Annotated in this window: 11 protein-coding genes; all 11 read left to right on the forward strand. The window is 46.5% G+C overall.

Going from position 1 to position 12,365, the window contains the following annotated elements; genetic code table 11:
* Positions 1 to 36 precede the first annotated feature (36 nt).
* The 11 genes from prdA to UCI88_RS06230 all read left to right on the forward strand — a co-directional run bounded on the left by prdA (position 37) and on the right by UCI88_RS06230 (position 12,363).
* Positions 37 to 1,953 (forward strand): D-proline reductase (dithiol) proprotein PrdA, encoded by a 1,917-nt coding sequence (gene prdA / locus UCI88_RS06180; protein WP_256179596.1) that lies wholly within the window; start codon positions 37 to 39, stop codon positions 1,951 to 1,953.
* Between the two features lie 26 nt (positions 1,954 to 1,979).
* A complete protein-coding gene (locus UCI88_RS06185) occupies positions 1,980 to 2,261 on the forward strand; it encodes a CBO2463/CBO2479 domain-containing protein (RefSeq protein WP_225068751.1) in 282 nt (93 codons plus the stop codon).
* A gap of 25 nt (positions 2,262 to 2,286) precedes the next feature.
* Positions 2,287 to 3,012, forward strand: a complete 726-nt coding sequence (gene prdB, locus UCI88_RS06190) for a D-proline reductase (dithiol) protein PrdB (RefSeq protein WP_256179598.1) — start codon at positions 2,287 to 2,289, stop codon at positions 3,010 to 3,012.
* Positions 3,013 to 3,044: 32 nt separating this feature from the next.
* Positions 3,045 to 3,782: a proline reductase cluster protein PrdD gene (prdD, locus tag UCI88_RS06195; RefSeq protein ID WP_256179599.1), complete on the forward strand. Its 738-nt coding sequence runs from the start codon at positions 3,045 to 3,047 to the stop codon at positions 3,780 to 3,782.
* A gap of 17 nt (positions 3,783 to 3,799) precedes the next feature.
* Positions 3,800 to 4,285 carry a glycine/sarcosine/betaine reductase component B subunit gene (locus UCI88_RS06200; protein ID WP_256179600.1) on the forward strand — a complete coding sequence of 162 codons (486 nt, stop codon included), beginning with the start codon at positions 3,800 to 3,802 and terminating at the stop codon, positions 4,283 to 4,285.
* 4 nt (positions 4,286 to 4,289) lie between these two features.
* Positions 4,290 to 5,171 (forward strand): TSUP family transporter, encoded by an 882-nt coding sequence (locus UCI88_RS06205; RefSeq protein ID WP_256179601.1) that lies wholly within the window; start codon positions 4,290 to 4,292, stop codon positions 5,169 to 5,171.
* Between the two features lie 74 nt (positions 5,172 to 5,245).
* On the forward strand, positions 5,246 to 7,168 hold the full coding sequence (gene selB, locus UCI88_RS06210; RefSeq protein ID WP_256179602.1) for a selenocysteine-specific translation elongation factor: 1,923 nt from the start codon (positions 5,246 to 5,248) through the stop codon (positions 7,166 to 7,168).
* Between the two features lie 469 nt (positions 7,169 to 7,637).
* Positions 7,638 to 8,006: a nucleotidyltransferase substrate binding protein gene (locus tag UCI88_RS06215; protein WP_044505310.1), complete on the forward strand. Its 369-nt coding sequence runs from the start codon at positions 7,638 to 7,640 to the stop codon at positions 8,004 to 8,006.
* Between the two features lie 170 nt (positions 8,007 to 8,176).
* Entirely contained in the window at positions 8,177 to 9,061 is an 885-nt protein-coding gene (locus UCI88_RS06220; RefSeq protein WP_330024128.1) for a LysR family transcriptional regulator, read from the forward strand.
* 310 nt (positions 9,062 to 9,371) lie between these two features.
* Positions 9,372 to 10,787, forward strand: a complete 1,416-nt coding sequence (locus UCI88_RS06225; RefSeq protein ID WP_044505312.1) for a GntP family permease — start codon at positions 9,372 to 9,374, stop codon at positions 10,785 to 10,787.
* Between the two features lie 34 nt (positions 10,788 to 10,821).
* Positions 10,822 to 12,363 (forward strand): acyl CoA:acetate/3-ketoacid CoA transferase, encoded by a 1,542-nt coding sequence (locus tag UCI88_RS06230; RefSeq protein ID WP_256179604.1) that lies wholly within the window; start codon positions 10,822 to 10,824, stop codon positions 12,361 to 12,363.
* The last annotated feature ends 2 nt before the right edge of the window (positions 12,364 to 12,365 follow it).

A 12,365-nucleotide genomic window follows, 5' to 3' on the forward strand; every position in this document is an offset into this window, starting at 1 on the left:
TTTAAACATTAAACAGTTTAAAAGGAGGATGACTTTATGTCTATTACAGCCGAAATGGCAAAAGACCACGCAAAAGACCCTGCAGTATTATGCTGCCGTGCCGAAGCAGGCACTGTATTAGAAGCCGCTAATTTAGAGGATCCGGCAATTTTTGCGGATTTAGAAGATTCCGGCTTATTGACCATTCCCGATAATGTTCTGAAAATTGAACAGGTTATTGGGGCTACTTTAAAACAGACCGCCGATTCTTTAGTTCCTTTGACGGCAGAGATGGTTGATGGCATTAAGGCTGCTGTCGAAGCACCTGCAGAAAGCGAACCGGTCAAGGATGTAATTGAAGAAGAAGCGTCTGTTCCAATGACAGAACCTTTGCCCGTTTCTCAAGCTGTTACTACAGCAGGAACCGTTAAAATTCACATCAGTGAAGGAAAGGGAATTGACTTAGAATTTCCTATCGGTGGCGTATCCGCAGGAGTTGTGACTCCGACGGTAACGAATACGACATCGGTCAAATCAGCTGAATCCATCGCTGCGGCAGCACCTGCCGATTCAAGTGCTGATATTCCCGAAGCCGTGGAAGAAGCTGTAAAGGTTCGTGAAGTTCGTCATGACCATGTTAAAATAGAAAAAGTTGTTTTTGGTGATGAAACAAAGATTGAAGGCACAACTTTGACAATCCGCAAAGACGGAATTTGCGAAGAAGCAGTTGAGTCTCAAGAACTAGTTGAAAACATCGAATTAGATATTATTACGCCGGACCGCTATGGTGAGTACAGCAATACTATTATGGACGTACAACCGATTGCTACCAAGGTAGAAGGCGAAGTCGGAGAAGGTATAACCCGCGTCCTCGACGGAGTCGTTTTCATGGTTACCGGTACGGATCATGATGGTGTACAGATCGGCGAGTTTGGCTCCAGTGAAGGCGAAATGGACCGCAATATCATGTGGGGACGCCCCGGTTCCCCGGATAAGGGCGAAATCTTCATTCGGACGAATGTCACGATTCGTGCCCATGCGAATATGGAACGCCCCGGCCCCTTAGCAGCTCATCGGGCTTCTGATTATATTTGCCAGGAAATTCGGGAAGCTCTCAAAAAAGCGGATGAATCACTGGTAACTGAAAAAGAAACGCTGACCCAATATCGTCGACCGGGCAAGCCTAAAGTCGTCATCGTTAAGGAAATTATGGGACAAGGGGCTATGCATGATAACCTGCTGCTGCCGGTAGAACCGGTTGGTACGCTGGGGGCTAAGCCAAATGTCGACCTCGGGAATGTTCCGGTTATGGTAAATCCCTTAGAAGTCCTTGACGGATGCATCCATGCTTTGACTTGCATTGGACCGGCCTCTAAGGAAATGTCTCGTCACTATTGGCGTGAACCCTTGGTTTTAGAAGCCCTCCACGATGAAGAAATCGACTTAGTCGGCGTTATGCTGGTCGGATCACCACAAGCTAACTCGGATAAGTTCTATGTATCCGGACGTGTTGGTCAGACCGTAGAATGCTTGGGCGTCGATGGTGCCATTGTTACGACAGAAGGCTTTGGCAATAACCATGTTGACTTTACATCCCATATTGAAAAGATCGGACAGCGGGGTGTGAAAGTTGTCGGTGCTTCTTATTGCGCTAAGCAGGGCGCGTTAGTTGTTGGCAACAAGTACATGGGAGCTATGTGCGACAATAATAAATCCATGCAAGGCATTGAAAACGAAATTCTTGGCAATAATACATTGTGCCGGGAAGATGCCATTCGCCAGCTGGCTATGTTGAAGACGCTTATTGGCGGCGGTACCATAAAACCGGCTGAACGGCAATGGAATGTCAATGTGAAGTTGAATAACATCGACATCATTGAAAAGAAGACCGGTCAAAAGATTGAATTGGTCGACAATGAACAGGTATTGCCGAAGAGTAAGAAGCGTTTGGAAAAATATGAGCCTGAAGATTAATCGGGCTGTTGCTGGAGATGGATAAAATGGCCGAACATGAATTGAAGTACATGTCAAGCGAACGCATGTATGAAGGTATTATTATTGAAGTACATGGCGGCAGCGTTGTCATTGACTTAAAAGGACGTCTGGGGCAGCTTCGGATTCCTAAGAGGATGATCATTTCCGACTATGACTTAGAAGTAGGACAAGAAGTTGGATTTTTGATGTCCTATCCGGAAGTGTTTGAGCAAGAGCCGAACGATAAATACGTGCGAGCAATCCGCAACCAGCAGCGTCTTATGAGAGAACGAAAAAAAGATATCTAATTCTGATTAAAGGAGGAAACGCCTTATGCGTGTAACTGTATTTGAAGGCTTACAGTCAGAAATCTATGTGCCGATTACACCTAAATCTATTTTTACACCCGTGACGAAGCCCTTGAGTGAAATGCGAATTGCCTTGGCTTCTGCCTGCGGTGCTCATGTTAAAACCGATCCTCGATTTAACTTAGCCGGGGATACGTCTTTCCGGGAAATTCCCGATAATACTCCGACGTCTGAACTCATGATTTCCCACGGGGGATATGACAATACGGACGCTAACCGGGATATTAACTGCATGTTCCCCCTCGACAGACTCCATGAGTTGGTCGAAGAAGGATTTATTAAAGAAACGGCGCCCTTCCACTACGGCTTTATGGGCGGCGGCGGTGACCAGGAAGTATTCCACGATAAAACGGGTCCTGAAATTGCCCAAAGATTGAAAGACGAAAATGTCGATGGCGTTATCTTAACCGCTGGGTGAGGCACGTGCCATAGAACTGCCGTGATCGTGCAGCGAGCCATTGAAGAAATTGGAATTCCTACCATTATTATTGCCGCATTACCACCCGTCGTACGTCAAAACGGTACGCCGCGTGCCGTATCTCCTCGTGTTCCTATGGGGGCCAATGCAGGGGAACCGCATAATATACCGATGCAGTTGGGCATTGTACGCGATACGCTTCAGGCCTTGGAAGACATTCAGACGCCTGGGAAGATCGTGCCCTTGCCGTATGAATATATTGCACATATTTAATAGGCATGATTGACTGAAAAGCAGGTGGGATAATGCGAGGCGAATCGTTACGTATACGAGTATTTCACATGCAGGATGTTACTGTGGGAGCTCGTTTTGAGCTGAAACCGGATCGTTTACAAGTTCCAACAACATTCTCTTACGATTGCCCCGACATTGAACAACTGACCATTCATGTCTTGCCACCGCATTGTCGGGATCTCGAAACGAATACGATTATGGATTTTATTCCTATATCGACAAAGGTTTTGGGAACTCCCGGTACAGGCATTACGCATACCCTGACCGGGGTATGCGTGGCCCTGTGCGGGGCGATTCGTGATGGCGAACAGATGCATGAGTTCGGGTCGACAGAAGGCCTATTAAATGATCATGTCAAATGGGGACGCCCGGGGACGCCTAAAGAGGATGATTACCTGATCGTAATCGATATGTTGGCTAAAAAAGATTGTATTTTAACCCGAAAGCTTTGCTTGGAAATGTTTGCTCTTGCTGATGATTATATCCAGCATATACGGGTGATGTTGAAGGAAATGGATGGGCGCGATGCTGTCGAAACCCATGAATATGAAGAAGTATCGCATCCGGGAAAACCGAAAGTAGCACTCGTTCGACAAGTTGCCGGGCAAGGTGCGATGTATGATACGATGGTCTTTCCTTTTGAACCGAGCGGATTTGCGGGAGGAGTTTCCATTATTGACATGAATAATATGCCTGTTTTTCTTACGGCCAACGAGATTCGTGACGGAATGTTGCGGGCTATGGTCTAGAGAAAGGAGGCGTAATCATGGGTATAGGTCCTTCTACGAAAGAGACGACGAAACATTATTTTGAAGACCCCTTAGTAAACGTCTTTGCAGGAGATCCTGATATTGACTTTGCCGGTGTTATTGTAGTTGGAACCCCGCAGGATAACCGGATGAAACATCTTGTCGGACAGCGCGTGGCTGCCTGGCTGGAAGGGATGCAGTGCGATGGCGCTGTGGTCTCCGCAGACGGATGGGGAAATTCAGACGTTGATTTTGTTAACACACTGGAACAAATAGGACGACGGGGGATAAGCGTTGTCGGTCTCAAATTTATTGGCAAGCAGGCAAACTTTGTAGTCCAAAATGAATACACCAAGCGTGTATTGGACATCAATAAGTCTGTTGACGGCAGAGAAACCGAGATCATCGGTGAAAATGCCGTTGCGCATGTCGATGCTATTAAAGCCCTAGCTGCAATCAAGTTGGTTATACGAAAACATGCCGCTTTAGAAAACGGGAGGTAACCTTATGATTGTACACATTTTGCTTGGCTTATTAGCTGTCTTATTGATTTATTTTCTGTTTTTCTATATTCGCGATTTATACGCACATCGCCATGATCTGGGTCATGGAAGCTGGATTGTAAATTGCATCATCGGCTTTGTGGTAGACTTTTTTGATGTTTTCGGGATTGGGAGCTTTGCAACGTCTACGATGCTGTTGAATGTGACCAAACAGTTGGAACATGACCGATTGCTGCCGGGAACGTTGAATGTTGCTTTTACAGTTCCTGTCATGATGGAAGCGTATATCTTTATTAAAAATGTTGAAGTTGAACCGCTTACGCTGTTTTCGCTTATCTTTGCAGCCATTGCAGGTGCTGCTATTGGCGGCCGGTTGGTTCCGAAACTTCCGGAACGAAAAGTTCAACTTTATTTAGGTATTGCCCTTTTGTTTACGGCTATCCTTATGATTGGCAAACAAGTTGGGTTCGTCGATTTCTTGGGAAGCGGTAATACGGCTGTCGGCTTAGATGGTGCGAAATTAATTATTGCCATTGTTTTGAACTTTGTTTTTGGTGCTTTGATGACATTGGGGTGCGGTTTATATGCGCCCTGCATGGTAATGGTCTTTATGTTAGGCATGAATCCGATTGTCGCTTTTCCCGTCATGATGGGGTCTGCGGCGGCATTAATGCCTGTTGCAGGTAAAGAATTTATTGCAGCAGGAAGCTATGCAAGAAAAATCAGCTTGTGCTTTACCCTGACGGGGATAGTAGCTGTTCTTATTGCGACCAACATCATTGTCAATATGGATTTGAAACTGCTGACATGGATCATCATTGCTGTTGTTATCTATACCAGTTTCACATATGTCCGCAAAGGCTTAAAGAAGGCCGTAGCCGAATAATTTATAAAGGGGATATCTCGCTTAGAGGGGACATCCCCTTTTTTATGTATAAAGTCGGGGAAGGATGATGTGGGATGGCATATTTAGTAATTGCAACTGCGGGACACGTCGACCATGGAAAGACGACACTGATCAAGGCCTTGACGGGGATTGAAACCGACACGACGGCCGAAGAGAAGAAAAGAGGCCTGTCTATCAATCTGGGCTTTGCTTACTTGGATTTACCGAATGGACAACGGGTCGGAATCGTCGATGTCCCCGGACATGAACGATTTATAAAGAACATGGTGGCCGGCTTGCCGGGCATTAATCTGGTGCTGCTCGTTATTGATGCCGGTGAAGGCGTAATGCCTCAGACGAGGGAACACATAGACATCCTTACCGTTTTAGGCGTTCGTGATTTTATTATTGTATTGACGAAGGTAGATACCGTTGATGCAGAACTTCGGGATTTGGTCCGGGAAGATATTCGAGAACAGCTGTCTGATACCGTATTGAAGGATGCCGATATGGTAGAGACCGATGCTGTCAGTGGGAATGGTATTGAAACTTTAAAGACCAAGATTCAAGAATGGGCAGAACGAAATCCGGCTATGGAAGAAAAAGGGGAAGCTCGCATGAATGTTGACCGAGCCTTTAGCGTCAAGGGGTTCGGGACGGTTGTAACCGGTACCCTTTTAGATGGTACGGTAGGGATTGGTGACGAGTTATATGTATATCCGGAACTTAAAAAGACGAAGGTACGGAACATACAAATCCATGAACAAAATGTGAAGCATGCCGGCTCTCGGCATCGTACTGCCATTAATTTAGCCAATATTGGACTTGAAGATATTCGACGCGGCGACGTCGTTTCGTCATCACCGTCTTTAAAAGAATCGTGGATGCTTGACGTCAAAGTTCAGTGTTTGAAAACCTCTCCGGTTGCGATGGGCTTATGGGACCGCGTTCGTGTGCTGATCGGTACACGGGAAGTCATGGGACGAATCGTTCCTATCGGAGAAGATTGTATTCAGCCGGGCCATGAAGGCTTTTTGCAGCTGCGAATGGAAGAGTCTGTTTTTGTGAAAAATGGAGATCGATTTGTCCTGCGCTCTTATTCCCCGATGATGACGATTGGTGGTGGTGAAGTTCTTGATGCGGCTCCGCATAAGCATCGGAGGTTTCACCAAGATGTACTGGATAGTCTTAAAACTAAAGAGGAGGGGAATCTTGATGCGATTATTAGCGATTTTCTGATCAATACTAAAAATATCGTAGCCACGAAGGATGACTTGGCTGCATATGTTCATATATCGAAAGCAGAAGTAGCAGACACTGTTAACCGTATGGTCACAGAGGGGATCCTCATCCCTATGAAAGAGGGATATATACATAAAGATACCTATAAATCTTTGAGAGGGAAGGTTGTACAAGCGCTGCTCAATTATCATCATAAATACCCGCTGCGGGCGGGAATGCCTTTGGAAGAGTTCCGGTCTCGGTTTTCCAAGCAGATTCCGGATAAGGAAATTTCTGCGTTGATTCCGCTGTTGACGGCAGATCAATCTTGTCGATTGGACGGAAAGTATATAGCCGCCTCTTCCTTTAAGATTCAATTGACGGAGGCGCAAAAGAAGCAGCTGAAACAATTGCAGAACATGGTTGATGACGCTGGATTTAATCCGGTGAAAATTGATGATGGAATACTACCGGGAACAGATATTGCGGAACTGGCCCGATTGAAACAAGGGGAAGAGTTCATATTCTTGACCCCTGAATATATCATTGCCAAAAAAAGGTATGAAGAGGCCATTGATATTATCTATGACTACCTTAATGAACATGGGAAAATGACGTTGGGGGATTTTCGGGACGCTACGCATTCCAGCCGAAAAGCATCCATGTTAATCCTCGAGTTTATCGATGCTCGTCATATTACTGCGAGAGAGGAAAACTATCGTATTTTCGGACCGGCGGCGGATAAGGGGCGAATTGCATCACCTGATAGACCGTAACGCCAAGTGTATAAATTGAATAGGTAAAGCTCAAAAAGGGACTCCGATTTTTGGAGTCCCCTTTTGATTTTGGAACTATTTTTTCTGCTCACTAGATGGAGGCGTCTACCCGGACCATATAAAGATATACATAAGGATTGCAGATAAAGAGGTTTTTTAGACAATCTTATGGTGTTGCTATTAAATGACGACTACGCTCTCATAAATAAATCGCAATTGAAATTTTAATTTATGCAAATACATAGGGAGTGATTAATGGTATAATTACTATTGTTGCTTTATCACTTGCGATGTCGTCATGGATAATCCGATGAAAATGGAATGGAGGGATAGGTCTTCGATTTTTCCGGATTCAAGATGGGTCATATGGATGAAAAAAAGTATAGCCGCTGATGAATTAAAGTCTTTTGCAATTATAACCTTTATTTTATACGATAAGTATATAAGATGGTTAAAAGGTGGTGAGTCTATGAAAACCATTGATCTGTTTTCACAAGGCTTGAACGATTTTTCTTCTTTACAGAAAGAGGATTTGTCGAATGTATTTATTTTGCACGGCATTGTTCATTGGTTTATGGATGAGTTTGATTTGGGACAGCAGGTGTTTCGCGATTATCTTTCGGAAAGTAATCCCTCGCTTGCCATTTCGTTGACCCCGAAGGAATTGATTTTGGATGCTTACGAACGGCATCTCTTTGTCGATGAATCGGTTTGGCTGTCCATGTTGAAAGATCGGTACCGTCCGGACTGTACGGAACCTGTAGAGGCGAAGGTGCAGCGGATTACCCGCTATTATGTACCTGCTTTCGAGTCGATGATAGAAGCCCTTGAAAACTGATTAAAAGGCTGTCATCTCGGTGACAGCCTTCACTATATGGGGAGGATGAACTATTTTCATGGAGCTGATGATTGTATTTGCGTCGACGGTTATACTGATGCCGGCTTTTCGGATGGGGAATTGTCAAAAAATGATTTGATGACATATTTTATATAGAAGGAGGCATGCTTATGAACATCAACCACTTTTCCTATTTTATCGAGACCGTGCGGGAAAACAGTATTACCCGAGCTGCGGAATCTCTCTTTATCAGCCAATCGACAATCAGTAAGGCCATAAAAAATCTGGAACAGACGTATAATACGGAACTCATCGATCGTAAGGCTCGTAAGTTTAAATTGACATCTGCCGGCGAAATTTTTTACAACAGTGCCGTCAAAATCGTATCGAATTATCAGGCTGAAACGGAAGTGCTGGCGACTCTTTTGCACAGTCAGCGGGGAAAGTTGATTCTCGGGATACCGCCTGTTACGGTAACGGTCATTCATTCGCTTTTACATCAATATCAGCAGATGTATCCCGAAATCACCCTGCAAATTACGGAAATCGGAGCCCAAACCGTTTTTTCACTGATACAGGCCGGTGCCGTCGATATCGGTATTATCATCGAGCCTTTTGACCATCCGGAGGTCAATAAAATCCCCATTATGGAGTCGGAAGCGGTTTGTGTCGTCTCAACGAGTCACCGCCTGGCTAATTATGATACCGTTTCTTTTTCCCAGTTAAAGGACCAGCCGTTTTTTTCGCTCGACAAATCTTTCATGCTTCACGACCGCATGGTGGAATCTTGCAAGGAAGCCGGATTCACGCCTAAGATTCAAAGGGAGAGCGCACAATGGGACTTATTGGTAGAAGCCGTTTCTCATGGCGAGGGAGTCACCATCTTACCGAAGCCGATCATTCAAAAATTCTGCAGTAAGCGAGTAAAAGCCCTGCGTCTCAGTAATCCGTCCCTTCCTTGGATTCCGTTAGCGGCGTACCATCAGGAGAAATTTCTGAGTACACCTATGAAACTCTTTTTGGATTTAGTTCAAAAATCGAAGCTGCACATCTGATTTTTTTAGCACTTGACTCTTCGGAGTCAGGTGCTTTTTTACGTGAAATTTATTCATTACAGGGATGAAATCGATGTATTTTACAAAGGCATAGCAGCGATGATACGATGTAGGCAACAAAAGCATACGAGAAATGAATCTCAATTATTTACACGTGTGATAAACCAAGTAATGCTTTGAACCCCATGAAGGTTCGTCCCTTCCGGTCCGTGTTCCCATCCTTTTATTTGGATATGTGAAATAAGGAACATTTATCTCGGGCCAAGCTTAATAACAAAATGATTTAAAAATTCGATGAGGAGTGATACGTATGGATTTTGGTGTAATCATTATTATTCTTAGTTTGCTGGGATTGATTGCCTTTGCGTACCGCGGTTTTTCCGTTATCATGATGGCTCCCATTATGGCTCTCTTGGCTGCCTCATTATCGGGGCTGGCCATTATGCCTTCCTATACGGAGTTGTTTATGGGCAAGGCCGTCACTTATATTAAGTCCTTTTTCCCGATTTTCCTGTTAGGCGCTATCTTTGGTAAGGTCATGGAAGACACGGGCCTGGCTAAAAGCATTGCCAAGGCGATCATTACCGGCCTTGGGAAAGAACCGCATAAAGCCGTCATGTCGATCGTCATTGCAGCATCTCTCTTAACCTATGGCGGTGTCAGCTTGTTCGTCGTCGTGTTTGCCGTTTATCCTTTCGCGGCTGCTCTTTTCAAGGAAGCGAATTATCCGAAACGCTTACTTCCGGGGATCATCGCCCTAGGCGCCTTCACGGCGACGATGGACTGCCTGCCCGGGACGCCGCAGATTCAAAATATCATCCCGACGGCTTATTTCGGAACGACTCTGTATGCCGCTCCTGTCGCCGGCATCATCGGTGCCTGCATTATCTATGGCGGCGGCCTCGTTTATCTTACCCGCTGCTTGAAACAGGCCATCGCCAATGGGGAAGGCTACGGGAATCATACCGTCAATGAACCGGAAGACAATCCGGATGCCGTCTTGGTTTCTTGGAAATTAGCCTGTATTCCCTTGCTGGCGGTCTTGGTCATTAACTTCCTCATTACGGAAATCGTCATTTGGCATCCGGCCATTCTCGAACCCTTCCAGTCCATGAAGGGCGTGCCTCTCGTCGTGGCTCAGGTTAAAAATGTTGCCAGCATCTGGTCCTTGATTATCGCCTTGGTCGTCGGGATTTTCTTAGCCCTTATCATCGGTAAAGGGGAGATTAAATCAATCGACCGCCTGACCAAGATTCTCAATGCCGGTGCCATCGGTTCTCTCTTGGCCATCATGAACACGGCATCAGAAGTCGGCTATGGCAATGTTATTTCGCAGCTTCCGGGCTTTTCCCACGTAGCCCACGCTTTGATCAACATCCATATTGGCGGTACGCCGTTGGTATCGGAAGCGATCAGCGTCACGACCTTGGCCGGTATTACCGGATCTGCTTCGGGCGGTATGGCCATTGCCCTTGAATTGATGTCCCAAGACTGGCTGGCATGGGCCTCGTCTATCGGCATGGGTCCTGAAATCCTTCACCGCGTAGCCTCCATGGCGTCTGGCGGTCTCGATACCCTGCCTCATAACGGCGCCGTCATTACCTTGCTCGCCGTTTGCGGATTAACTCATCGGAGTTCTTATAAAAATATTTTTGCAATTACCCTCTTGAAGACCTTTGCCGTTTTTGTAGTCATCCTTATTTACTCGGTTACAGGCCTTCACTAACGGATAGATTAGTTACGATAAAGGAGATGTTGATATGGCACAATTTATAACAGCTGCTGAGGCTGTGCAAAAGATTGAAAATGGAGCTACCTTGGCTACCAGCGGTTTTGTCGGCGGGATTATCCCCGAAGCCGTATTGAAGGCAATCCAGGCTTCTTATCTGGAAACGGGCACGCCCCGAGATTTAAACGTCGTCTTTGCCGCCGGTCAAGGGGACGGCGGTGAACGAGGACTTAATCATCTCGGCGAAGAAGGGTTGCTGCGCTGCATTGTCGGCGGTCACTTTAACTTGACGCCGCGCATCGGTAAGCTGGTTATGGACAATAAAGTAGCTGCCTATAACTTCCCGCAGGGCACGATTTCCCAGTGGTTTCGGGATATTGCCGGCCAGCGTCCGGGGACGATTACCAAGGTCGGCCTGCGCACCTTCGTCGATCCCCGCTTAGAAGGCGGAAAATTAAATGCTCAGACGACGGAAGACTTAGTGGAAGTCGTCAATATGAAGGGCGAAGAATGGCTTTGGTATAAGCCCCTGTCCCTTAACGTGGGCATCATCCGGGGCACGACAGCGGACCAGGACGGCAATATTTCCATGGAAGAAGAAATCGGGACCGGCGAAGCCCTGTCCATTGCGGCAGCCGTCCATGCCTGCGGCGGAATCGTCATTGCTCAGGTCAAAAAAGTCGCTGCTCGCGGCACCCTCGATCCGAAAGATATTAAGATTCCCGGCGTACTCGTCGATTATATCGTTCAAAGCGATACAGCCGATCATCTCATGACTTGGGATCATGAATTCAATCCGGCCTTTAACGGCGATTTGAAAGTTCCCGTCGATTCACTGCCGGCCATGGAACTGACTAACCGCAAAATCATTGCCCGCCGCTGCGCCATGGAATTGATTCCCGATGCCGTCGTAAACCTCGGTATCGGTATGCCCGAAGGCGTTTCCTCCATTGCCGCAGAAGAAGGTGTTGAAGGCATGGTCTTGACGACGGAAGCCGGTACGATCGGCGGTGTTCCTGCCGGCGGCGGAAGCTTCGGGGCCGCGACCAATGCCCATGCCATCATCGATCAGCCCTACCAGTTTGACTTTTACGATGGCGGCGGCGTCGACCTGGCTATCTTGGGCCTGGCTGAAGCCGATGCGCACGGGAATATCAATGTCAGCAAGTTCAAAGGCCGTGTTGCCGGCTGCGGCGGTTTCATCAACATTACGCAGAACTCTAAAAAGGTCATTTATTGCGGCACCTTTACGGCCGGCGGTCTGAAAGAGTCGGTCCGGGACGGAAAATTGATCATCGATCAGGAGGGACATAACCACAAGTTCCTGAAACAGGTCGAACAAATCACCTTCAGCGGCGATTATGCCAATTCTGTCGGACAGCCCGTGCTGTACGTTACGGAGCGAGCCGTCTTTAAATTGACGCCGGAAGGCATGGAACTGATTGAAATTGCACCGGGCATCGATTTAGAAAAAGATGTATTGGCTCACATGGAATTTAAGCCGATCATGAAGGATGTCAAATTGATGGACAGTCGTATTTTTGAAGATAAGCCCATGGGCTTAGAAGTATAGAT

Source organism: Megasphaera massiliensis, from assembly GCF_036305205.1.
Taxonomy (GTDB): domain Bacteria; phylum Bacillota; class Negativicutes; order Veillonellales; family Megasphaeraceae; genus Megasphaera; species Megasphaera massiliensis.